This is a genomic window from Pseudomaricurvus albidus (assembly GCF_018863235.1).
Taxonomy (GTDB): Bacteria; Pseudomonadota; Gammaproteobacteria; order Pseudomonadales; family Cellvibrionaceae; genus Pseudomaricurvus; species Pseudomaricurvus albidus.
Genome location: NZ_JAHKRS010000002.1, coordinates 513,192 through 538,081, shown reverse-complemented (window position 1 = coordinate 538,081; position 24,890 = coordinate 513,192). Strand labels below are relative to the sequence as shown.

Genomic DNA, 24,890 nt, shown 5'->3' with positions numbered 1-24,890 from the left:
CAACACCGACACAGTCCCTGACACAAAACCCATCGTGTCAGGGACTCTCTCCTTTCGGCACTCGGCGTATCGCAATCGCTGTTCGCAGGCGATCCGCACCGAAAGCTGACATCTTTTCAAAATCATCACGGGCTATCGGCAGGTGCTGACAGTCCAGAGGTAACTGTTGTTCCGGACTCAGGTCCGGGTCGTGAACATAGAGGCAGTGTTCATCCATATGCGTCAGACAAACCCAGTGCGGTGCCTTCTTGCCATCCAGCCGATAGGTACTGATTAACACCAGCACGGCAAACCCTGAGCTCAGCCACGCCTCCAGAATGTCTTGAGTGACGTCTTGATACACCACTTTGACACCCTGCTCCCGAGCCTTATGCAGAAACTGCTGATGCACCAGAGAGATCACCTGCTTCTTGTCTTCACTGCGGACACTGTCGGTGAACAGCGGTTTTTCCGTGCTGATATACACTTCAGTGTCGAAGCCGCGCCGGGCAGCCGACAGAGCCAGTCCCAGAGGGTGACACCCACCGTGCCCGGACGTCATGAAAATGGTGGTGGCCTCACGCCAGATATCCAGTTCCTGCTCCTGAGTGAACCACACTTTCGCTGCCGACAACTCATCTGTGGTTTCCTGAGACAACAGCTGGCCGACCATGGCCATCAATAACGATGCAGGGCCACAGGTAAACTCCGTGGTTTGTTGATACCAGGGAATGGGCTGAATACCAGAGGTTCCAGAAACCTCCTGCTGAAAAACACGGATGCGTTTCTGCATCCGCAGGGCATCACCGCGATCTTCATAGTAATCACTGTACTCACCAAAAACGCGATACCCCTGCGACTGATACAGTTTAATCGCCGGGCTGTTGGATTTAGCCACCTCCAGTCGCATGAAAATTCGGCCACGTTCAGCCGCCTGTTTTTCCAGGCGAGCCAGAAGCTCTGCACCGACCCCCTGTCCTCTCGCACGCGGAGACACGGCCAAGGAGTACAGGCGCGCCAAGCGTGTCCCCTTGTGCAACCAGACCAATCCATAACCTAAGAGCCCGTGGTGATCTTCTGCCAAAAGCAAAAGACCGTGGTGCGCCTTGATCCATCGACGAAAACTTCGACGACTGAGCCGGTCACTGGCAAAGCTCTGCTGTTCCAGTTGCTCCAGTGCATCCAGATCCGAGTCGACAGCCAGGCGATAATGAGTGCGGGCAGTCTCACGTTCCGCAGACAGAGAATCAGCGGCCACGCAATTCCAGCCTGCGCTGAAACTCAGCCATGATCAACATATACAATTCATTACCCAGATAGGCATCTTCCACCTTGTGATCAACACTGGGGTTATCATTCACCTCAATGACATACACCTGATTGTCTTTTTGCTTCAGATCCACACCGTACAAGCCCCTGCCCACCACATTGGCAGACTTTACCGCCGCATCCAGCACCGGTTTCGGTACCTCAAACGTCGGCAGGGTTTCAAAACCGCCTGAGCTGAAGCGTTTGGCACTGTGGTTATAGATCTGCCAGTGGTTGCGAGCCATGTGATATCGGCAGGCATAAATTGCCCGGCCATTGAGCACACCAATTCGCCAGTCAAAATCCGTGTACAGATACTCCTGCACCAACACCAGAGCGCTCTGCTGGAACAATTCGACCAATCGTTGTCGCAGGGCATCGCGATCTGCCGCCTTGTAAACGCCATTGGAAAATGAGCCTTCTGGCATTTTTAACACCAGCGGATAATCAAACTGTTGTTCAATCTCATCGAGTGTCGACTCCTCACAATTCATCACTACCTGAGTTTTCAGACTGGGCACACCGTGATAACTGAAAGCATCGTGGAGAAAGACTTTATTGCAACAACGTAAAATAGAGTCCGGATCATCGATAACAACCAGCCCTGCACTCTCCGCCTTACGCGCCAGGCGATAAGTGGGATGATCGATCGCAGTCGTCTCACGAATAAACAAGGCATCAAACTGATTCAGTTGCAGCAACAGCTGCTGCGAGGTCACGGGTTCCGCATAGATATTGAGCTTTTTCGCTGCCCGAATAAAACGCGAGATGGCTTCTTTATCGCTGGGCGGATGAGACTCTTCCGGGTTCACCAGAATCGCCATATCCCAACGGGCGGCCTTGCGCTGCGAGGGTTTTCGCCAGACCGAATCGGTAAACGTTGTGAGCGCCTCCAAAAACCGGCCTTTATCAGCGGAATTCAACTGTCGGTAAGAGCTGCGACGTACACAGGCGGTTACTGTTTCACCCTGTTGATCAAACACCACTTTCAATATGGGTGCCGGAAACCGTTCATACAACTTGCGAGCCAGTTTTTGTAAGGCAACGTTATCAACCAGTCCGAAATAGACAAACATTTCATCCGGCACAGCGCCCTTGCTCACCATTTCCGGCGACAGGCTGAAGGACAACTGCGTCTGGTCTTCGGCACCTTCAACCCGCAGCTCATTAATGGTCTTCACGCTGGGAAGCACTTTGTGATTACGGGCTTCCGACAACAAAGAACAGTAATAACCCTTGCTCAGGTAGTTGACGGTGTCACACACATTGATGATCCGGGTTCTCGGCTCATTCAGTTTGGGGTAATCCTTGAGATAACGATCAAATGTAATGACATGAAGGTGCGCAACATCTGAAATTTCTGAAAACTCTTCGACCACATCCTCATCGACAACGATAAGCGTCTTGTGCATCGCAATACTCTCTAAAGCGGCCGATAATCGGCACAGACCAATGACAAAAAATATGAAAGGTTACTTGTCGATCCCGGCCAGGGAGGAGACAACATCAATAAATGCCTGCACGGAAGACAGCGGAGCCGATTCAGACAAAGTGTGATAACTGGAACTGGGTATCTGCAAGGTGGTACCGTCCACCAAACCTTTTGATGCAGCAATGATGCGACCCATTTCGGTAGACCCTAAAGACGCTGGCTCTTCACCACGAGAAATTTTTTCCCGATTCATGGCTTCAACGTACTGATCTTTAAATACGTAGCGGTAATCCAGCTGATCACACACCGCCATGAGTTTTGCAGTGAGTTTTTCATTAAATGCATGGTTGGCGTCTTTATGACGCAACACCAAATGTTGCTCTTGAGCTGCACTGAAATCCGGAAACGGGCTGGTATCGACTACCACCAACTGATTCGTGGAGCCACCGAAACGACGGAACCATTCCAACAGATAGCGCCAGCTTTTTCCCGCTTCTTCCTGAGCGGTAAAAAATGCCGTCCCCTGAAATCCCAGCTCAAACAAATACACTAGAATTGCTGCCGACAACACATTGTCCAGCTGTCCAACCAACGCTTCATCGGTGACTTTCAGGTTGTCGGTAAATGCCACCGGCGTGCCTGCCACCAGATGTTCCAGTCCCTCAACCTCAAAAATCAGGTTATTGCGATTGGGACAGACATACGCGTTGCTGATCGCACCCTGCCCCCGGTAAGCGCCCGACCAGGGTTCGTAGGCATAAACCCGCTCATTGGGAAAACGGGTGACCACTTTGAGCATCAGCTGCTCGCCCACCGAGTTACCCAGCAAGTCAGAACGAGAGCCGGCGACAAACGCCGCATACTGGAATTCATTGGGCCCGGTACAAATCAATCCATGGCGATCTATGTGCGCAGACAGCATCAAACTGTCCGGACGATTCCCCTGCGCCACCAGCAAACCTTCATACCAGGTGACACTTGCACCGCGCTCTTCCAACTCCCGCTGCAGCACCCGAAAAAAGGAGTGTTCTGCACCCACGACGGAAGGGTTGCGAATCAACTGTGCGAGCAGATTGGTCAGCGATGCCGGCAGCTCGACGCTGGCAGCCGCTGGTGAAGCGTGATCTTTATTCATGTGTGGCCCATCCAGAAAACAGGCGTTGGTACGATGCTTGGCACATCAGAGGTCTGACGCTTTGGACACCCCAACGGGTTGCGCAATGTAGATAACATTTTGAGTTTGCTATATAGCGCCAAAGCCCCTGGCACACAAGTTTTATTTACGACACAGGCAAAATATTTAAAACCCGTGTAGGCTAAGCCCTGGAAAATAATTACCACACCCCGGAGGGACAATGAACAAAACAGGCAACACCCACAACCTGCTGATCGGTTACATCTTATGGATATTTGGCTTTATGGGCGCTCACCGCTTTTACTATGGACGCCCCGTGACTGGCACCCTGTATTTTTTCACGCTTGGGCTGTTCTTTATCGGCTGGATCATTGACCTGTTTTTAATACCGGGCATGGATGAATCTGCAGACATCAAATACCTGCAGGGAGCCAAAGACTACAATGTCAGCTGGATACTGCTGACCTTTCTGGGACTGTTTGGCATCCACCGTTTCTATATGGGCAAGTGGATCACCGGCCTGATCTGGCTGTGTACCGGTGGCTTTTTCCTGCTGGGGATCCTCTACGACTATTGGACCCTGAACGAGCAGGTGGATGAAATCAACAAAAGCCGGGGCTTCTGAGCCCCTCTCCAATCATTCAGTAGTTGGCAGCAGCTCAGCAATTGTTAGCGGGAATTGACGGGCAATTGACAGACCATTAACCACAGCCTCTTCCCTCAACGGGATGTAATATCGGCCACACAGAACCCAGTAACGATAGATTCACTGCAAACCGGTGCCAGCCCTGACTGGCGCCTGGTTCGCCATACCTCTGCAGGCGGACAGGGCAGAAGATCAGATTGGGCGAGCAGGTAAAGCACTCTTCGAAGCCTGGCGCAAAGGCGGAAATTGCATTCAGGTTGACGAGCCGACTCAGGTGACCGTTTCCTGATCCACGCGGTCAAACGGATCACAAACCTGATCGGGCTCTTTCAGACACACCCGATTCCGACCGTCCTTTTTCGCGGTATAGAGGCGAAGATCTGCGGCACGCAACACGTCTTCCAGCGCATCGCCGTCTTCACCGTAACCGGCCACCCCTGCGCTGAGAGTTAATTTGACAGTCCCTCCAGCGACCTCAAGTGAGCTTTGCTCCAATTTCAACCTTATCTTTTCGGCGACCATCATCGCCTGGGCGGGTGAGGTATCCATGAGCAACATGCAGAACTCCTCCCCACCCAGCCTTACTGCCAGATCAGTTTTCCGCAGCGACTGTTTCAACAGCTGAGAGAAGTGCTTGAGCGCCAGGTCACCGGATTCATGGCCAAAGGAATCATTCACCCGCTTAAAGTGATCCAGGTCGAACACCACCAGGCTCAGCGGAGTACCGGACCTTTGACTGCGTACTTTTTCGTGGGCAAAAACGTCTCTAAGACGCGCCCGATTGGCCAAACCGGTCAAAGGATCAGAATGAGCCAGATTCAACAACCGAGCCTCAGTTTGCTCACGGGTGATTTCATAAACGTGTGAAAGCGCCAAAATCACCAATGTCAAAATAGCGACATTGGCAACCGCTACCGGTTGCATCAACACCATATTATTGCGGAATTTAAAAAAGTAGATAACAACTGCAACAGCGATAAAGACGACGGACACCGCCAATCCCTTACGGCGCCCGAGAAGCAGGTGAGCAACCATAGGGATCAGCAAGGACCAGACAAATACGCTGGCGGTAGAAGACGGGGACAGCAATGCCACCATCATCGCGGAGAAAAACGGCAACACATAGGCCAGTATCCAGGACTCGAGATTCTTAACCCGTGGAATCAGACACAAAATGGCCAGTGAATAGCCTGCCATAACCAGCTCAACGACGGCCACACTGATATTGCCCCGCTGGATATTCAATCCGGCAAACAGGAAACCGCTCACCATCGTAATGACTAACAGGACCTTCAATACCGACTTGCGGTACGGGCGAGCAAGGACAGCTTGAATGTCAGATATTCTGGGGTTGTTTTGTTGGCTATCCATCACTGAAACACAGGGCAATCTGGAAAGTTATAAAGGGAGCATAACCCGCAAAGGTTTACCGATCCTCAAAAAACTGGACATCAAAAAACGTGAAGAATATCACAATACCTGAACATCCGTACCAATCACACGTAAATTGCGAATAATTCTTCAGTTTTTATCGACTTAGACCAAAACACTAATAAAGAACGTCGGGATATGCTGTTCTGCTATATTTAATTGGACTGCTCCCCCAACGAATCCAATTTGACACCCGCCATGGAAAACACGTCTCAACACCATCAGCCCGGATACCGACTCAAGACGGCTATTCCTGCCATCTTGCTCCTTTTGTTTTCAAGCCTGCTGCTGAGCACCACGACTCAAGCAGAGACGCCAGCAAAAGCAGCCAACTCGGTATGCCCTAAAAACCTCAAACGCCCCTGTATTGGACTGGTTTTGGGGGGTGGTGGCGCAAGGGGGAGTGCGCACATCGGGGTATTGCGGGCATTGGAAGAACACAATGTGCCCATCGACATGGTGGTGGGCACCAGTATGGGGGCCTTTGTTGGCGGTCTGTACGCCAGCGGCAAAAGTCCTCGCCAGATCCAGGAGCTGTTTGAATCCGCCGACTGGATGTCCGGCTATCGGGATGATCTGGATCGCAGTCAGATACCCAACCGTCGCAAACGGCAATTGGACCTATACCCTATCCACCTGGATCTGGGCATCACCGAAGGCAAGGTTAAGGTACCGCTGGGGCTTTTACAGGGTCAGGGAATGAAAAGTCTGATCGATTCCATGCTCGGTTACTATCCCGAATTCTCATCCTTTGATGATTTACCCATTCCTTTCCGTGCTGTCGCCGCCGATGCAGAAACCTCGAATGAAGTGATTCTTAGCCAGGGTGACCTCGCCAACGCCTTGCAGGTGTCCATGTCCATTCCCGGCGTGGTTCGACCTATTGAACTGGATGGTCGGCTGATGGTTGACGGCGGGATCGCCAACAATCTTCCCGTCAGCGTGGCCCGCTCAATGGGAGCCGACGTTGTGATAGCCGTTAACATCGGTTCCCCCCAGATGACCAAGGAAGAACTGCTGTCCGGTTTTGCGATCTTGCGTCAAATGGTCGGTTTTCTGACCGAAAAAAACGTGGCGTATCAAAAATCCCTGCTCACCCCCCAGGACATTTATATTCAACCAGAACTTGAAGGCATTACGACGCTCAGCTTTGAAAAATCGCCCGAGGGAATCGAAGCGGGCTATGCCGAAATGCAGAAACAGTTTCAGCAAAACACGGCCCTGCAGGCATTGGCAGACAATACCGGTCTGGCTTACGCCAGTGAACACAGCCCGATCTACCAGACACTGTTTATCGACAAAATCAATCTGGACAATCAGACGAGACTGGCTGATGACTACATTCTCAGCCGCATGCAGCTGGAACCCCGCAAAAGCTATTCGCTGGACAACATTCGCACGGGCACCGAGCGGCTCTACGGACAGGGGACCATCGCCCGCATCAACACCGCGGTGCAAACCCGGGATGGCGAGAATATTCTCAATGTCTATGTGGGCGAGAAGGATTGGGGGCCGGGCTATCTCGATCTGAAATTGTCGTTCGAAGACGATTTTGATTCCTTCAGCCGCTATCAGATTGGGGGCGCCTACCGCCTGACCAACCTGTCACCCTACGGAGCGGAGTGGTACACCACGGCCGAATTCGGTACCGACAAGAACCTTGACTCCGAGCTTTACTGGCCCATCAAAAACTCGCGCTTTTTTTGGGATACCGGGATTACTCTGGAGCGAAATGTCTTTGATTTTTCCATCGAGGATATCTCTTTCGGGCAGCTGGTCTCAACCAGCTACAGCGCTCGTCTCGGTGTTGGCTGGAACATCAGGGACAGCCTCGACGTCACACTCTCAACCACTTACACCGATGGCAGTTTTGACCTGCCGGAGCTTCTGACCAGCACTTTGCCATTGGATACCATCAAGTTTGATCAGGCGGGGATTCTGGCGGAATTGAATTTTGATACCCTGGACGATGCAGAATTTCCCCGCAAGGGATGGAAGCTGGAAGCCAATCTGGAACGAACCAAAGACACACTCGACGGTACCGAGGACTTTACCACTCAATTCGATTCGGAATTCAACGGCGTCCTCTCCTACCAGCGCCACAGTTTACGTACGCAACTGCGCTACCAAAGTACCATTAACAACGACCCTCTTTCCCTGCTGGGTGGGTTTTCCCTCGGCGGCTTTCTGAACCTGTCCGGTATCGGTAAAAACTCCATCTATGGACAACATGTCCGCTTTGCCAGTCTGGTTTACACCTACGAATTGGCAGCCAATGACTTCGGAGCCATTACTCTTCCCCTTTACCTGGGGTTTTCGACAGAAGCTGGAAACGCCTGGGCCAGCAAGGACGATGTAGACTATGGCGATCTGATCCAGAGCAACAGCCTGTTTATCGGCTGGGACAGTCCTCTGGGCCCCGCGTACCTTTCTTATGGAAGGGCTGACACGGGTAACAGCAGTTTCTATGTTTTCCTTGGAGTGGTCTTTTAGTCTTCTGCTTGCTCAGTGTCGCGAACAGCAGTGAGTGTTCTCATGGCTTCGTCAGTCGTAAAGAACACTCGCCCCGGCTGCAGTCGGTCCAGCAGTCGGGTTTTCTTCAGCTGATCCATCACCGGCCCCTTGACCTCGGCAAAGTGCAGAGTGATCTCGTTTTCACGCAGCTTATCGATCAGTCTTTCCAGCTCGTCGACGGCGGTGGTATCGACAAAGCTGACGGAACTGCAGATCAGCACAATATGATTAGCCTGTGGATGGGAGGCGCACTGCTCGAGAATGAAATCTTCGATGTACTGCACATTGGAAAAATAGATACTCTCATCCACCCGAATCGCCACCACGGATTGTGATGTAATTACATCGTGGCGCTCAATATTGCGGAAATGGGCACTGTCTCCCACGCGTCCGACCACCGCAATATGAGGGTGACTCGCTCTGTGCAACAGCAACACCACCGACAGCACAATGCCCACCCCGATGCCGGTTTGAATATCAAAAATCAACACCGCCAAAAACGTGGCCAGCAGGCTGTAGGCATCCGCTCTGTTCAAACGCCAGCAACGCAAAAACTGCTGAACATCAATCATGGAAAACACCGACATGATGACGATGGCTCCCAATACCGCCAACGGCAAATAATAGAACGCTGCAGTCAAAAACAGCAGTGTCACCACAATACAGAGGGCGCACACCATACTGGAAATGGTGGTCTCTGCACCGGTAGCATCATTGACAGCAGAGCGGCTAAGACTGCCAGCCAGGGCAAACGTACCACTGAAGGCCGCCCCCAGATTAGCCACCCCCAAAGCCAGCAGTTCCTGATTGGAATCCACACGCTCACGTCGTTTGCTGGCGAGACTGCTGCTGACAGCAATACTGGTAATAAAACACATCAGCGCAATCAGAAAAGACGGCATGGCCAGCTGTTTCCACAAGGCAATATCGACGGAAATACCAGACAGCGCTGGCAGCCCTTGCGGAATATTGCCCACGACGGATACCTGGGCGGACGTCTCCAGATGCAAGACGGCAACCATCACCGCGCTCGCCAGTACCACCACCATTGGCCCCGACTTGCTGAGCGCCTGCTCCAACCAGGAAGGCAGCTTGAGGCGCTGAATCAGTCTCGGAAACGGCGTTTTAAAGAACCACAGGGCAACACAGGCACTGACACCGATCACAACGGTGACGATATTGATTTGCCCGATACTCTGCACAAGGCTCAACAGCGTATGACCGAAATCCAGCCCGGTGCCCAGCTCGACCCCCATCATATGTTTTAACTGACTGACCATGATCGTCAGGGCTGCCGCACTGGTGAATCCACTGATCACCGGCACACTGATGTAGTTGGTTAACCGCCCCAGACGCAACAGGCTCATGGCCATCAAGAACACGCCCACCAGCAGGGAGATATTCACCACGTAGTGAATGTATTCCACTTCGGTTTGAGGATTGAGTGTGGCGACACTGCCCGCCAGCATGATGGAGATTAACGCTGCCGGCCCGACGGAAAGACTGCGACTGCTACCGAGAAAGGCATAAAGAAAAGCCGGAAGGATTGCGCAGTACAAGCCATACTCTGCCGGCATACCCGCCAACAGGGCATAGCCCATACTCTGTGGAACCATCACAATACTGACCACAATGCCCGCCACACAATCGCGAACCAATGTCTCTTTGCGATAGTCCTTCAGCCAGCGGCCCAAAGGAAATGACCACGGTAGTTTGTGCTGCTGCATTAACTTCATGCGCTCCCCAATCCTCCCAATATTTTGCGTATGGCTCAGGGTCAGGCAGCGCCGTGATCGGTTGCAGGATTAGTGAATCAGACTGGTTCCGCCGTCCACTGCAATGATCTGTCCGGTGATAAACTCGCCGGCCTGACTCGCCAGCATGATCGCCACACCCGCGATATCTTTTGGCTCACCCCAACGGTGCATGGGAATTCCCTGACGATCAGCCTCAAACGCTTCTTTGTCTTCGCTCAGGAACTCCGTCATTTTCGAGTAAAAACGGCCTGGAGCAATGGCATTGACGCGCACATTGTCCGCAGCCAACTCTGTGGCCAGCACTCGGGTGAGCTGGTGAATCGCCGATTTTGACGCAGCGTAACTGAAATTATCCAGTGCACTGCCCACCATGCCGGCAATTGAACCAATATTGATGATACAGGCATTTTGCTCTGGCGTTGCGTTCTTTTTCAGCATCGGCGCCAAAGCCTGTACCAGGAAAAACGGGCTCTTAACATTCACATCCATGACCTTGTCCCAGCCTTTCTCCGGCACCTGACCAAAGGGGGCGCCCCAGCCAGCGCCGGCATTATTGACCAGAACATCAATGTGCGATTCGCGCTCGTTGAGGGTCTTCACCAGTTCGGTAATGCCTTCTGTGGTTGCCACATCACCCGGCAGAGCCACGCAGTCACCGTATTGGCTCAGCTCTTCAGCCGCCTCAATGCAGGGCTGGGCCTTGCGCGCCGTGATGTAAACCCGCTTCGCTCCGGCTTCCAGGAAGCCGCGCGCCATATACGAGCCCAGTCCGCGGGAGCCCCCGGTGATGACACAGACTTTACCCGCCATAGAAAATAGCTGTTCGAACATTTGCTCTCTCCTTAATCTGTTTATGCTGTTCTTGATACCCGACCTACCCCTGATCACCCATGACTCTGCAGGACACCATTCGGATGCCTCTGAACCGGTCAGCAATTACAGGAATCTGAAAAGAAATATAGGGGTAAACCCGCCGGCTGATTGAGAAGACTACCAAAACAACCGGCGAAAGGAGCATTTATTAGCGTGATGACACGCCCAAAGTCAGAGAGATAACCGCAAACCTAGCTGGCGCTGGCAACAGCGGTGGTTTCCATCAAGCTCAGAGTTGCAGCGCAGGAATGGGCAGCTTCAGCGCCTTTTTTCACAAAGTGCTCACTGAAGAAGTTACGGTGCTCGTCCGTTTCCTGGAAATTGTGTGGCGTCAGAACCACAGAGAAAACCGGCACCAGAGTTTCCAGCTGAACCTGCATCATGCCCGATACCACAGCCTGCGCCACAAAGTCATGACGGTAGATACCGCCATCCACCACCAAACCGGCACCAACCACAGCTGAGTACTGTCCGCTGTTGGCCAGCAATTTGGCTTGCAGGGGAATTTCGTAAGCACCCGGCACTTCGAAAATCTCAACGGTGTTGTCAGTCAGCCTGGTGATTTCAGTGATAAAAGATTGCACACAGCGGTCCACAATATCGCGGTGCCAGCAGGCCTGAACAACAGCAATACGGGAAGGCTTGGATTGGGTTTTCTTGAGTTTATCGAATGAAGTCATAAATACGCCCTAGGCTCAAATCATGTAAGGGGCGATAAGGTGCCGAGACGCAAACGGTTTGCGCTGCCGGGATCCGCAGTCACACTTGAGACCGTCGCGAACCGGTGTATCGACAATAGACCTTTCTCTCATAACCGGACTTTAACCGTCGGCTCCGGAATCACACCGGATCTGCTGTCCCTGTCGTTCGCAGGTTCTCACTGAACACGTTCGACAGGCGCCCGCGGGCTACACGACAGTTACAAAACCTATAACTGTGGAGATTACCGCCGGTGGGGACTTCCACCCCGCCCTGAGATCCCGACTGGAGAGTCGGGGTGCGGATAATAGCAAGGCCACCCGAGCCTGTAAATCCGCCGGCGACAGGACAAATTGGCCGTTGTGCAAAGCAATCAGGCATTTTCCGTGCAGGCAAACACCTCGAACACGGCTCCGCCCCCCCTTAAAAATCGATTCTGTAGAAAAAATCGAGCGAACTGGCAAACCCGCTGATGGCCTCAATATACAACCGCCGGCTCAAATCGTAGCGCACCCCCACCTCGGTTGAGGAGTCGAAGACACCCACGCCGTAGCGCAGGGAAAGCTTGTCGGTAATACTGCCACTGGCCACCACTTGCGTCGCGTTGCCCACCCCTTCGGTTTCCAGATCAAAATCCTTGAGGCCTAACGAGGCCGCCACTTTCTGAGTAAACGGAGCCGTTCCTGCCACCCCCAATGACAAGGCCGCCTGCGCTATCAGATTGCTGTCTTCACCATCGGCCTCTTCATCAGTACGAATACCACGCCCCAGGATAAGATAGGAAAGCGCTTCCTGTTGCGACAAGGCCGGCTCTGAGAACACCTCCGATTCTGGATTTCTCGCTCGGCCGGTAAGACGAAGTCCAGCCACCACATCCCCCACCTCACGGACAGCTTCAACGCTCAGATAGGGCTTGCTGACGGGACCGGAAAACAACAACAGTGCGCGACGCAGTTTCAGATCCTGCCCCAAACGATTGAAAGTGCCATTGAGCAATCTCAGGTCGCCGGTGGCTGTCATGTTCTCCCGCACATCCAACTGACCGCTTAATCGCCCTTTCAAACCAAAGGCGTTCAAATGCAACTGATCGCCAATATCCAGACGAACACGGGCGGTCACCTTCAAAGGAACTGTGTCCTGCGGTTTTTCACGACCGACAATGACCGCATCCGGACTGAGCTGCACTGCCTCTTTTTCCAATTCCTTGACGATGACCTCTCCCGCCGGAATCGCCACCTTGCCGGAGATATTCACCGCGCTATTGCGCAGACTGAGTTCAAGATCGGGGCTGATATAAAGCTGTGCGTATGGCGCTATCGTAGCCGGGAGCCTCTGCCCGGACAGACGCAGTTCTCCTCCCAATGGCGCCCAGCGAATTTCACCGTTAACCTGCCCTTTACCTTGCTCACCACTGACCCACTGACCCCGAATCCGGGCAGCCTGTCCTTCAACCAAAATATCTGCGGTCAGGTTTTCCAGACTGACCGGAAGGTTGTTTCCACTGAGAAAGCCGCCACTCAACCGTAACTGACCGCCGATGTCCGGCTCCCTCAAAACCCCGCCGATGTTCCCCTGCCCGTTCAATTCACCTTCGAGACGGGACACCTGAGGAATGAGTGGCCGCAGAAAATCCAGTTTGAAATCATTCAGCTGATAACGTCCCTCAAGCTGCTGCTGACCAGCCGGATCCATCACTTTGGCATTAATGTCCAACAGCCCCAGTGCTTCACTGGCAATCCTCAAGCGGGTCGTGGCGATGTTTTCCTCCAGACGGGCCGTCAGATCTATCAGCTGGTAGGGAAAGTCATGCACATTTCTTTCATCATCGATCTTCTCGGCTTCCGTCAGCCGGATAACCCCGCTGGAGGTACGCGCCATCACCTCGGCTACCGGCGTGCCTCCCCGAGCCTGAGTTAACGTCAAACTGGCATCGAGAAGCCCCTCCCAGCTGAAATCCTCTGGCATCCAGGCATTCAGGGATGACAAATCAAACCGTTGCATTGCCAAATCCAGCTTGCGATCCGGCATCAGGGACTGCTGATCGTTAAAACACAGACTGGCGCTGTCGTAACGCCAACAGTGACCACTCATGGTCAGCGTCTGACTGTCGAGCTGGTAATTAAAATTGACCCGATTCTGTAGTTGCCAGTTTTGCTGCCCCAAAGTGACCTGACTGCGACTGAGAACCCCCTGCCAATCTGGATCACTGCCCTGGGCACTGTTCAGGCTGCCACTGAGTTGAGCGCTCACATCCGCAAAGCCTTCATGGATGTCCAGTGTCAGTTGATGACCCGATCGATCACCGCTGAGTGCCAGCTGCACATCGCCCAGCAACACATCGCCCTGGCGTACGTCATCCGCCGTCAAGCTGACCTTGCCCTGTGTCCGGTTATCCAATCCGACGCTCCCCTGTAAGGCAAGAGCCCGAATACGCCAATCGTCGTAGCCCAGTCCTGAGCCCTGAAGCTGCAAATCCAGCACCGGTGATCTCGCACTGCCACTCAGACGTACCGGACCGCTCAACGTCCCTCTTGGCGCCGACCCACCGAAGAACCACAGGCTCTGCAAGCGATGCAATTGCACGTCAAAATTACCGGCAACCGTCTGCCCCCAGTGTCCACTGCCACTCAGTCGATTCTCGCCCTGGCGCAGCTTCAAATTTCTCAGCCTCCAGGTTGCGGCCGACTTGCTCAGGCGACCTTGCAGTAAGAGAGGATCATTACGCAGATGGCCGTCAATGTCCCACTCGGAATCCAGGGTCAGGTTATCTCCCTGCCATTGTCCCTGACTGCTGAGCAGACCACTGACACTGCCCGGCAGCTCTTTGACTAAAACTCCGGGGTTCAGATCCTGCAAACGCAACTGGCCATCCCATTCAATACCGGAATCAAACCCCAGAAAGAGCTCACCTTCTGCTGTGCCAGACTCTATGGATAGTTTGAGCGGATGAATGTGCAGGGCTTGTGCATTCCCCGCAACGTGCGCATCCAGAGCCACAACCGGACTCGTTGATACCTGACCCGTGACCCGCCGGCTAACGCCTTTCAGCTTGGCAGCCAGGTCACTTTTCAGCTGGCCGTTGGTCCAGCGAATACCGGCATCCAGGGTTTGCAACTCAACCCCACCGGTATCCAGCGCATATATACGCTGCCAGGGGAAAGACTGAAGGTTAAGACGGGCATCAAGATCGAGCTGGTCTTTCCAACTAACGTCACCGCTCAGTAAGGCAGTACGCTCTGATTTTCCCGGAGTCTTGGCAGCATTGCCGACGCTCAATTGGACCTGCACATCGGAAGCTTCCGAGAGCGTGAGTCTGCCCGAGAGAAAGAGTTCTACAGGAACGGTTTGATCCATCGAATGATCCGTCGCCAAGGGTAGCAACGAGTGTCCCTGTACGGCGAATCCCCGATCAAAATCTCCGCTCGCATCCAGAGTCCAGTCGTCAAGTGTCAAAGTTTCCGGCAAGTCTCTGTAAGGTAAAAAAGCGTCGCCCTGCCATTTGGCAGACGCGGGAATGCCCGGTTCGAACGGTGCCAATTGCCCCTGAAGAGATCCGTCGAGATACCCCTTGCTCGTGACACTCAAAAGGATCTTTTCAAGACTGCCACCGGCGACGATCTCCAAAGACCATTCCTGTTGATCCACTGGCGGCAACTGTAAATGCCCCGTCAGATTCAACGGCCATTTCCCCTGTGTCAGCACGTCACCTTGCAGATTCCAATGCAGCTCAGGGCCACGTCCGGAAAATTCACTCACAATAATACGACTGCCGCGAGTGTGGGTTTGCAGGTACAACTCACTCAGCAGGGTGGACTCGCCATCCAGAGACAGTTCATCCAGCGTGACTTGCCCCAACTCCAAAGACAGCGGCAGACGGATATCGGGCAATTCAATAGGTGCTTGATCAGCTTGTTCGGTTTCCGGGAGGATCACCGTCACCCGATGACTGTAGAGACGCTGGATACACAGCCCTCTCGATATGAGACAAGAAGGTTTCCACTCCAGTTCGAGACGCTCAATATCAACGTTCAATGCCTGGCTTTGCCATGACACATGTGCGAAGTTCCAACCGCGCCAAAAGTGTCCACTTTCGAAGTCCAGAGACAGTGCTTGCAGACGCGCATCTGCCTGCTCAAACGCCCAGCGACTCAGCGCCTCTGTAGACAACAGCCCTGCAAGCAATACGGGCAATAACACCACGATCAGTAATACAACCAGCAGAACCCTGACCCACCAAGGGCGCTCGGCAAACGACTGCTTTTTGAATGGAAATCCCCAATAGCCTTTGCCCATTACAACTCCGGCCCCATGGAAAAGTGAATCCGAAAATCCTCATCCGGATCAGACAGCGACCTGGCCACATCGATACGCACTGAACCAATAGGCGAACTCCAGCGCAACCCCACTCCTACACTGGTTTTTAACGGATCATTAATGTTATTTACGGCATTGCCATAATCCACAAACGTCGCCAGACGCCACTTGTCGATAAATTCGTACTGATATTCCACGCTGCTGGTCATCAGGTAACGGCCTCCAATATTTTCACCGTTACTGTCTTCTGGCGAGAGCTCCTGATAACCATACCCCCGCACACTCTGATCACCACCGGCAAAAAATCGCAAAGAAGGCGGAATATCATCAAACTCGTTGGTGGCCACTGCCCCCAAGCGCAAGCGCGCCAATACACGATGATTGTCCAGAAAGGTATACAGCCCTTTTGCCTGTGTCAGTACCCGGGCAAAATCGACGGTCGAAATCACGCCGCGCGCGGCGCCCTCGACATCCAGCAACAATCGGTAACCGTAATCAGGATTAATCCGACTGGACACCATCAGGCGCTGAAAAGTCAGGCTGGGAATCAACAACTGGCTGTCGCCGCTGGCTTCTCCCAGAGAGAAATCATCATGCTGTGCACGCAAACCGATGGTGCGCTCCCAGTCATTACTCAGCGTTTTATGCAGCTCGGCACCCAGCACCACACTTTCGGTTTCCACATCATCAATGTACTCATGCTGCAAGCCGGCAAAGTAGCGAAGGTTATCTGCGATTTTATTGTCCAGGGGAACCTGATAATACGTACTGAGGTTTTGTCGCAGCCGGGAGATTTCCATCGCGGCTCCGCGACTGTGTCCCTCGGGATTCAACCAGTGCTGATCCCACGCCAGCTTTGCTCTCGCCCCCACGTCGGTGGAATAACCGCCGCCCAGCCCCAGAGAATGAGGATCACGCAGAGTCAGTGACACCTCAATGGGCACCTGCAAATTCTCAGCCTGATCAGGCTGGGGGGTGACTTTAACGTGGCTGAAATACCCACTGGCGAGTAAGTCCCGATTAAATTCGGCAACCTGATCCGCCTGATACTCAGCCCCTTTGTCAAAGGCAACCATTCTCTCCAGTACACCCTGATTAAAAACAGTGCTGGAAAAAGTGACATCGCCAAACTGAAACCGCGGGCCGGTTTGATACTGCAGATTGATATCCGCGCGATTGGTCTCTACGTTGATGAGTAGCTGTCGCTGGACAAATTTGCCAGAAAAATAACCATAATTTTGCGCCCGGTTATTGATCAGGGATTTCATCCCTTCATAGGCGCTGTGATTTAATTGCTTGCCCGGAGCCAACTCTTCCGCGACCGGCAACTGAAAGGCTTCGGTGCCTTTCCCCTCACCGAGTATTTCTATGTTGACCTGATTGAGCAGGACCGGAGAACCCAGTTCGACATCGATATGCAATACCGGTTTTTTTTCCGTGTCATCAAGACGAATATGATTGCGCGTGTGGTAGTAACCTAATGCCTGAGCGGCCTGGGTCGCCTGCTGATCGACGTGCTTGTAGAGCTGCTTCAGTTTGGGAAGATCAGCAGTGTCTACATCGCTCAGGAAGATGATGATGTTCTCTTTAACCGCCTTGTTAGAAGGCTCAACATTCACCTCCAGCTTGGCTTTTGCCAGTGACGCAAAGAGCAAAAGGCATAAAATAAGAAAGAGGCGGGGCATGTATTCCTTCCTGGGGTACACGACAATGAGTGCTTACAGGCAATCAGACCGGCAACTTAAAGCATCAGCTTGAATGACACAACATCGGCCTCGATCACGGCCATAGTTATTCCTGTCTACCGTGCATTATAGCCCCGAAGGCCCAGCCGTCGCTTAAATCATCAATCTGCGGTCGTAGATTTCGATAATCAGGCCCAAAACCGGCCTTCTTTGTACCCTGTCATTCATTTGTCATTCCCTTCACGCTGAAGTTCCTTATAATCCCGCCTCCTCCATTGACAAGCTTCGGGTGATTCACGTGCAAGCAATCTTTTTTTACGGCTCATTGATGGACCCCGAAGTCCGGAGCCACGTTTTTGAAGACTCCATAATTCCCGGCCAGGTCGTGCCCGCCGTGGCCTATGACCATCAGACCTTCACCTATCCCGGAGAGACCTTCCCGGTACTGGTGCCCGAAGCCGGATCAAGGGTTCTGGGCGAAGTGTTACGCAATCCAACCGCGGAAGCTCTGGCGCGCATGGCGTTTTACGAAGGCGATGAATACGGCATGGCGAGTCTGGATGTGGAACTGTCCGACGGTCAGGTCCTGACCGCCCACTACAATCAGGCCACTGACGAAGAGCTGACGCTCACCGATCCCTGGTGTTTCCAGCAATGGCTCCACAGCGAGCGGGATACGCTGGTGGAGATGTGCCGTCAGTATATGCAGCGCTGCTGGGGAAAGATGTCGGTTCTGGAGGCCGATGCGGTCTGGCAGGAACTGCAGTCCTTACGAAGCTAGGCCCTGTCTGACCGCAAAGGGTTCAATGTGTGTCAGAGACGATGGACAGGGTTTTGAGTTTACCGCCGGCCAATTCTTCCGACAGATTCACAAAACCCTCAACAGTGACCGTGCCCCGCTGTTCGGCCAGGGCGCGGGCGACATCATCAAGACTCGCCTCCCCCTCTGTCGCCTCCAGGATTTCCTGATTCAACTCATGCATCAGCACGGCAGCTCTGGCTGTGGTTGCGCCGCTTGAGTCTCCGGTCAGCAGACTACCGGATTCTTTTCCCCACTCTTCCAGATCCTTGATCGCCCCCTGAAAACGACGCTCACTGATGGCTCCGGTTCGACGCAAAATTTCAACGGCGTAATATTCCGCGATACCCTCGACAATCCAGTCGCTGTAACGGGTCCCCCGAATACCGGTTCCCACATGCACCATCTCATGAATCAGACTGCTGGTGCGATTACCGCTGATCAGAGGCCGATCAGCGTGCATAAACAAGGACTTTGAACCGGACAAACCGCCGCGCCACATAGGATTGCCGGCACTGACGATCAACAACTGCGGTGGAAATTGCGGGAAAACCGCTTTAATTGCCGGCAAGGTCCAGCCGAGAAAGGCCAGCGAGTCCTGCAAGCGCACATTCTGTCCCCGCGGGGCCGCCACCCGAACATCGGTGCCGACAAATTCATCCTGGCGACTGCTGATCTCCCCCAGAATCAGCCAGCCCTTGGGGCGCACGAAACGTCTTCCCGGATCGGTGATGACATAGTGATGTCGATCTTGCGTTTCATAAGGTGCTGCAGAGGACCAACCTTTGGGAAGGGTAAATATCAGAGAGGCATTGGAACTCAGACCTTTTGGCAGAGTTGCGGCAATGGGTGGGATCAACTTATCGCTGCGCAGAATTGCCCAGTCAGAAGTGATTCTGGAATCGTAACGTCCCTGACTTTTTTTCTCGTCGATCACAAAGTCGTAACTTAAAGAGGATGTTGGCCCAGCAGGAGTCCAGACAGCGCGATTTCCCTTGATTTCAACGGGCTGCTCGCTACTGAGATTCTTATAGCGTTCATCGGACAGTCGCAACTTCAACTGTGACGGCAGTTCCTTTCCACGCAGAGTCATCACCACATGAGCCAAACCGGAATCCGGATCAACGGTTACGTCGTATTCGATATCAAACTGGTCCGCCGATACCACAGAGGAAAACATCACCAGCGCCAACCAGAGACTTACCACATACTTCACGTCACTACCTCTTATCTTTGTCAGTGCACAGAAACCTCGGGACCACAGAGTCTAACCAAGACTGCCACGTTTAACATCTTTCACGTTACGTCCCACCTCCGGTCGAAAAACACGCCCCCGCCATCACCGGAACTCGTTGGTACTGTGTTATGCTCCTGCCAACACCAGAATATCCGCCACCGGCACCCAAAGATCCCATGACTGATTTTAACAACAGCAACACCCCTCATTTCGACCAGACGTTTTCACAGTTTGACTATGCAACCCGTGAATTTACCGATCAGGAGTTTGATAACTGTCTGTTTGATGGCTGCGACTTCAGTGAAGCCCATTTTTACCACTGCTCATTCACAGACTGTACATTTACTCACTGTAATCTCAATCTGCTGCAAGTTGCGCACAGCAAATTTACCGACGTAAAGTTCATGGATTGCAAGGCCCTGGGAATCGACTGGACCAAGGCCTACTGGCGCGGTCTGAATCTGGGTGCACCGCTGTGGTTTCAACGGTGCCTGATCAACTCGTCGTCGTTTTATGGACTGCAGCAAACCAATATGGTTATTGAGTCTTGCCGGGCACACGATGTGGACTTCCGGGAAGCCGATCTTAGCGGAGCCAACTTCAGTGACAGTGATCTGACTCACAGTTTGTTTGGCAATACCAACCTCACCGACGCCAACTTTCAGAACGCCTCAAACTACGACATCAACCTGAACAATAATATCCTGAAAAACGCACAGTTCTCCCGCTACGAAGCAGTGCGGCTTCTGGAATATCTCGGCTTGCGCCTCGTCGATTGAATGTTCAGGGAACGGGTGTGTTAATCCTGCTCCCGGACAAGCTCATCAAAACTGGTGAACTCCCGAGGCTGATAATTGCCCTCACGCCCTTCCATTTCCGACATCACAGCTTCAATCTGATTGGGGCTTTTCAGGACTTTGGCCTGTAAACGCTCTTCTGTGCGCAAACCGTCGAGATCATCACCATGCCACGAAGAATCGTACAGATATTTCGCATAGGACACCGCGTTGGGATTGCGCCGGGCAATACTCGCCGCCATTTCGAGGGCAGCATCGCGAGGCGTTTCACTCAAGGAGGTCACCAAACCTAACTGTTGCGCTTCTTCGCCCTGCACCACTCTGCCGGTGTAGGTCAGCTCTTTCGCCACGTCCAGACGCACCAGATCTCTCAGGGTTTGTGATGCCGACATATCCGGAATCAGGCCCCACTTTATTTCCATCACAGACAATTTTGTCTCAGGATGAGCAATGCGAATATCGGCGCCGAGCGCAATCTGCAAGCCACCGCCGTAAGCCACGCCATGCAGAGCGCAGATGACCGGTACGGGCATGGCCTTCCAGACATAGCCCGGCAATTGGTAAAAGTTTGGCGAAAAGCCTCCGCGCCCGGGACCAAACGGGTCAGCAAACACATCCGGATCGGAAAAGTTCGCAAGATCCAGCCCCGCACAAAAAGCCCGCCCCTCGCCGGACAACACCACGGCACGAATAGTTTTGTCTTTTGCCAGACGCTTGCCGGTTTCGTTGATGGCTTCAAACATGGGGATACTCAAAGCGTTCATCTTATCCGCACGATTCAGTCGCACATCGGCAACATGATTTTCAATGGTTACGGACACCAAATCTGATTCAGACATATCTACACCTCAAGGTATTCATTTCTACAAATGGTCTACTCGCTCTTCTGCGAGGTTTTACTGCAGTGATCGCCAGGTAATAAACCAGTGTCCAACCACCATGATCCAAAGACCAATCACAATTAGAGTCGCGAAGGTAAACAATCGCCGACGCAGGGGTAAAAAGTTGGTTCCTATATGCACATAGGCGTGCCAATAACGCAAGACCACAAATCCCCAGGCTGCGATCAACACCCAGACATTGACCGCATTCAATCCCCACAACATAAAGCACAGCACATAAAACAAAACCGGCAGCTCAAATTGATTGCGGATACAATTATTCACTTGCTGCACCGATTCCGGCCAGGCATCACTGTAGATTGCCCGGCGAGTTTCATCGACAGAGCCCTCTCGGGAAGCCTGCTTCTTACGCAAACCCAGCAGAAAATACAAAACAATGGCCAACAACGCATTGGCCAACATGGGCAAAACAATCGCTATATCACTCATAGTACCGGCTTCCAGTCATCAGAATTAATCGGACAGATAATATTCAACCGTTGACACCACCCGGACACGCTTAATATGAGGATTGTTTTTATCCCTGGCACTAATACTGAACTGTCCCTGTGATGCTCTTTTGATTTTACCGAGCGAGCTATCCGAATCGGCAGCAAACTTTTCCGCTACTTCCCGAGCTTTACGAGTTGCCTCTTCAATCATCTCCGGCTTCACTTCATTCAGGCGGGTAAACAAATATTCAGTTTGCGCACCATAATTATTTCCGGAGAACACGATACCCTGCTTGCCTAATGAGGATAATCGGGACATTACCGCCCGAGCCTCATCAATCTGTTGCGAATAGACCGTCACGGTTTGCGTCGCGGTATAACGGAACTCAGCGCGGTTGCCGCTGTTATATTGCTGGGCAGACTTATCGGTTATGGCCGGCAGATCCATGGAAATTTCGTCGGGCTTGATGCCATTGGTTTCCAGGAAGGCTTTAATCTCTCCGGCCTGAGCGTCGATCGTACTGTAGAGTTCTCCCAAATCGTTGCTGGCAACATTAAACTGTATTGGCCAGATAACAATGTCAGAGTCGTACTCACGTTCAGACAGGCCTTTTACCGTCACGGTGCGCTCATACAATTTGTATTCTATCGCAGCCTGAGCCAGTAAATACCCCAACACCGACAGACCAATACACACAAACACACCCAAAAAAATGCCACTCCAGGCACTGTTTTGACGACTGTTTTCACTCGAGTGAGACATACTTCCTCCGGCTAGCTAAAGAATTTTATCGCTGAGAACCCGGTGCACTTCCCTCCCGCCTGGGCAGGTGCACTTGGAATTCAACACCAGACAGATCATTGCGGTTGCGCGCAATGACGTGGCCATCGTGAAACTCCACAATCAGCCGCACAATATGCAACCCCAATCCCAGATGCGTCGTGTCCTGATTGTGTTCCGGCGGTCTCATCGAAACCAGGGAATCAAACAATTGTCCCTGCATTCGCTCGGGCAGCAGAGGGCCATCATTACTCACCGTCAGCACCCAATCGTGTTCGACCATCGCCAGATTCAACTGAATCTGCCCACCAATCGGACAAAAGTCGATGGCGTTATCCACCAGCTTGTCCATCATCTGCACCAGTAAATCCGGAGAGCCATACAAGATGGCGTTTTCGGCCTTGTCACCAAGACTGACACTCACCTCTTTATCCGGCGTCATATCGTTATAGGCAACCCCCAGACCACTTACCAGTGACGACAGGGAAAAAGTTTCAAATTCTGCCTGGCGAATACTCTCTTCGACCCGACTGGCGGAACTCATGGCATTCAAAATCGTCGACAGCCTCGCGCTGCCATCCTGCGCCCGCTGGGAAAAACGGCGAGCAGGCTCTGACAGGTCTTCGTGCTCGAGATTATCCAGTGAGGAGCGGACGACGGCCAATGGCGTGCGCAATTCATGAGAGAGCTTGGCGGATAAGGTCCTCAGGTAGTCGGTGTACTCTTTCAGCCGGTTGAGCAGGTTGCCATAACTGCGGGTGAGATCCCCCACTTCATCCAAGGCCCGGGATTGTGGAAAACGATCACGGATACGACCATTATCATCAATGGCTTGCTCGGCAGCACGACTCAACCTGCGAATACGGAAAGACAGCCAGCTGGCATAGGACAACAGCCCCAGCCCCGTAATGGCCGTCGCCAACAGGGTGTAGTAGAACAGTCGATTAAATGCCGAATTGGTCAAAGCCAGCATCTTGTCACTGCTCTGCTCGGCCACCACCACCGCCGCGACTCGATCATCACCACCGGCAACCGGCACGGCCGCCCGGCCAACCCGACGCTGGCCCCATTGGTACCAGCCCTGAGCCAGCAAGCCCTGCTGTGCCTTGACGATTTCGGGCGAAGCAAAGTGACCTGTTCCACGATAACTCCCCAGTGGTGGCAGGTACTCGCCACCCAGCGCCACCCGATATAGCCAGCGAATCAAACCATGCTGTTGATTGTCAGACTGGCCTTGTTGCGGGCTGAACTCGGCATCGGGGTATGGGGATGAATCCCGCAGCGAACCGGCGTCAGCGAGCAGCCACTGATTGGCACTGACTACCCGCAGACGGAGGTCATCGCGTGCAAACACAGAGACTGCACGGTTCAGCTCCTCATTGAGGCTGCTCCAGTAGGGAGGTGTCGATTGCGATTCGATATTTCCGAGCCACACGGGCTGCAAAGGCGGTTGCTGCACATCCACCAGAGCCACCCCCAATTGCTGCCCAATCAGACTGACGGGAAGCTGGATTTCGACCTGAAATCCCCGGGCGTGCTCTTGCCATTGCCCCAGGATTCGATGCTCCTGTCGCACGCGCTGCCGGCTGTCGCGGTAGAACGTCAGGGTATCACCGGGAGCGCCACTGCGAATCACGTAATCGCGCAACTCGCCACCGGGCAAACGAGTTCGCAGACGCAAGTGATCGCCGCTGGCCAGCTGACCGGTACTGGGGTTGTGGTACTGAATCCGGGAATCCTGCACCTGGGCAAACAGCAGCAGGGCATTGCCTTTGCGGGCAACCCTCAAAGACAGGCTGACTGGCGGCGTGTCACTGACGACTTCAGAGCCATCATCAAACGCCTGGGAAGCCGAAAAATAACGCGGCGTGATATTCAGTGAGCGCCAGTCATCATCATAGCCATCGAGCTGCATGGGCGCCTGAACGCGATGAACATAGAGCTGATCGTCAGGGTTTTCATGCCAGCGATCACCACTGACATCCGCCAACAGTGCCGGCTCACTGGCAATTCGGCTGGCAACGGCCTGAGCCGTCGCACCCAGCGCCACCACTTGCCCCTGACGCAATGCCCCTTCCATTTCCTGAATATACTGGCAGCCTGCCCACGGCAAACTCAGGGTCAGCAGACTGACCAATACCAGCTGGCGACGCAATCGCATGTTAAAAGA

19 protein-coding genes and 1 riboswitch are annotated in these 24,890 nt (G+C 53.2%); of the genes, 5 read left to right on the top strand and 14 right to left on the bottom strand.

What is annotated here, in order from left to right; translation table 11 throughout:
• Positions 1-37 precede the first annotated feature (37 nt).
• The 3 genes from KOI40_RS05840 to KOI40_RS05830 are packed head-to-tail and all read right to left on the bottom strand — an operon-like array spanning position 38 to position 3,854.
• Complete coding sequence (locus KOI40_RS05840) at positions 38-1,237, bottom strand: peptidase C39 family protein (protein WP_369413153.1); 1,200 nt, start codon at positions 1,235-1,237, stop codon at positions 38-40.
• Positions 1,227-2,699 carry a RimK family ATP-grasp domain-containing protein gene (locus KOI40_RS05835; protein ID WP_216096504.1) on the bottom strand — a complete coding sequence of 491 codons (1,473 nt, stop codon included), beginning with the start codon at positions 2,697-2,699 and terminating at the stop codon, positions 1,227-1,229. The genes KOI40_RS05840 and KOI40_RS05835 overlap by 11 nt, the downstream gene beginning before the upstream one ends.
• 60 nt (positions 2,700-2,759) lie before the next feature.
• Complete coding sequence (locus tag KOI40_RS05830) at positions 2,760-3,854, bottom strand: peptidase M42 (protein WP_216096503.1); 1,095 nt, start codon at positions 3,852-3,854, stop codon at positions 2,760-2,762.
• Positions 3,855-4,074: 220 nt separating this feature from the next.
• On the opposite strand from KOI40_RS05830, the gene KOI40_RS05825 reads away from it, so the two are divergent.
• A complete protein-coding gene (locus KOI40_RS05825) occupies positions 4,075-4,479 on the top strand; it encodes an NINE protein (RefSeq protein ID WP_216096502.1) in 405 nt (134 codons plus the stop codon).
• Positions 4,480-4,770: 291 nt separating this feature from the next.
• Here the strand turns inward: KOI40_RS05825 and KOI40_RS05820 are convergent, their stop codons facing one another.
• A complete protein-coding gene (locus KOI40_RS05820) occupies positions 4,771-5,871 on the bottom strand; it encodes a GGDEF domain-containing protein (protein WP_216096501.1) in 1,101 nt (366 codons plus the stop codon).
• Here KOI40_RS05820 and KOI40_RS05815 point away from each other — a divergent pair.
• Together KOI40_RS05815 and KOI40_RS05810 are read left to right on the top strand one after the other, a co-directional pair.
• The gene (locus KOI40_RS05815; RefSeq protein WP_216096677.1) at positions 5,834-5,983 is read left to right on the top strand and encodes a hypothetical protein; all 150 of its coding nucleotides are present in this window, start codon (positions 5,834-5,836) and stop codon (positions 5,981-5,983) included. The two genes, KOI40_RS05820 and KOI40_RS05815, sit on opposite strands and share 38 nt — an antisense overlap.
• A 146-nt stretch (positions 5,984-6,129) precedes the next feature.
• Positions 6,130-8,424, top strand: coding sequence for a patatin-like phospholipase family protein (locus KOI40_RS05810; protein WP_216096500.1), 2,295 nt, complete (start codon positions 6,130-6,132; stop codon positions 8,422-8,424).
• Here KOI40_RS05810 and KOI40_RS05805 read toward each other — a convergent pair.
• The 5 genes from KOI40_RS05805 to KOI40_RS05785 form a co-directional block, all read right to left on the bottom strand.
• Positions 8,421-10,181, bottom strand: coding sequence for a SulP family inorganic anion transporter (locus KOI40_RS05805; RefSeq protein WP_216096499.1), 1,761 nt, complete (start codon positions 10,179-10,181; stop codon positions 8,421-8,423). The two genes, KOI40_RS05810 and KOI40_RS05805, sit on opposite strands and share 4 nt — an antisense overlap.
• A gap of 69 nt (positions 10,182-10,250) precedes the next feature.
• Entirely contained in the window at positions 10,251-11,033 is a 783-nt protein-coding gene (locus KOI40_RS05800; protein WP_216096498.1) for an SDR family oxidoreductase, read from the bottom strand.
• A gap of 233 nt (positions 11,034-11,266) precedes the next feature.
• On the bottom strand, positions 11,267-11,755 hold the full coding sequence (locus tag KOI40_RS05795; RefSeq protein WP_216096497.1) for a 6,7-dimethyl-8-ribityllumazine synthase: 489 nt from the start codon (positions 11,753-11,755) through the stop codon (positions 11,267-11,269).
• A 122-nt stretch (positions 11,756-11,877) separates the two neighbouring features.
• Positions 11,878-12,055: riboswitch (FMN riboswitch) on the bottom strand.
• A 142-nt stretch (positions 12,056-12,197) separates the two neighbouring features.
• Entirely contained in the window at positions 12,198-16,067 is a 3,870-nt protein-coding gene (locus KOI40_RS05790; protein WP_216096496.1) for a translocation/assembly module TamB domain-containing protein, read from the bottom strand.
• The gene (locus KOI40_RS05785) at positions 16,067-17,773 is read right to left on the bottom strand and encodes an autotransporter assembly complex protein TamA (protein WP_216096495.1); all 1,707 of its coding nucleotides are present in this window, start codon (positions 17,771-17,773) and stop codon (positions 16,067-16,069) included. The genes KOI40_RS05790 and KOI40_RS05785 overlap by 1 nt, the downstream gene beginning before the upstream one ends.
• Before the next feature lie 298 nt (positions 17,774-18,071).
• On the opposite strand from KOI40_RS05785, the gene KOI40_RS05780 reads away from it, so the two are divergent.
• A complete protein-coding gene (locus KOI40_RS05780) occupies positions 18,072-18,554 on the top strand; it encodes a gamma-glutamylcyclotransferase family protein (protein WP_216096494.1) in 483 nt (160 codons plus the stop codon).
• A 22-nt stretch (positions 18,555-18,576) separates the two neighbouring features.
• Here KOI40_RS05780 and KOI40_RS05775 read toward each other — a convergent pair whose 3' ends face one another.
• Positions 18,577-19,788: a hypothetical protein gene (locus KOI40_RS05775; RefSeq protein WP_216096493.1), complete on the bottom strand. Its 1,212-nt coding sequence runs from the start codon at positions 19,786-19,788 to the stop codon at positions 18,577-18,579.
• Positions 19,789-19,985: 197 nt separating this feature from the next.
• On the opposite strand from KOI40_RS05775, the gene KOI40_RS05770 reads away from it, so the two are divergent.
• Positions 19,986-20,588: a pentapeptide repeat-containing protein gene (locus KOI40_RS05770; protein WP_216096492.1), complete on the top strand. Its 603-nt coding sequence runs from the start codon at positions 19,986-19,988 to the stop codon at positions 20,586-20,588.
• 20 nt (positions 20,589-20,608) lie between these two features.
• Here the strand turns inward: KOI40_RS05770 and KOI40_RS05765 are convergent, their stop codons facing one another.
• From KOI40_RS05765 to pdsS, 4 genes are read right to left on the bottom strand one after another with little or no spacing between them, the layout of a single operon-like run.
• Entirely contained in the window at positions 20,609-21,445 is an 837-nt protein-coding gene (locus KOI40_RS05765) for a crotonase/enoyl-CoA hydratase family protein (RefSeq protein ID WP_216096491.1), read from the bottom strand.
• Positions 21,446-21,502: 57 nt separating this feature from the next.
• Positions 21,503-21,937, bottom strand: coding sequence for an MAPEG family protein (locus KOI40_RS05760; protein ID WP_216096490.1), 435 nt, complete (start codon positions 21,935-21,937; stop codon positions 21,503-21,505).
• Positions 21,938-21,961: 24 nt separating this feature from the next.
• Positions 21,962-22,702, bottom strand: a complete 741-nt coding sequence (locus tag KOI40_RS05755) for an SIMPL domain-containing protein (RefSeq protein ID WP_216096489.1) — start codon at positions 22,700-22,702, stop codon at positions 21,962-21,964.
• Positions 22,703-22,727: 25 nt separating this feature from the next.
• A complete protein-coding gene (gene pdsS / locus KOI40_RS05750) occupies positions 22,728-24,881 on the bottom strand; it encodes a proteobacterial dedicated sortase system histidine kinase (RefSeq protein ID WP_216096488.1) in 2,154 nt (717 codons plus the stop codon).
• Between the last annotated feature and the right edge of the window lie 9 nt (positions 24,882-24,890).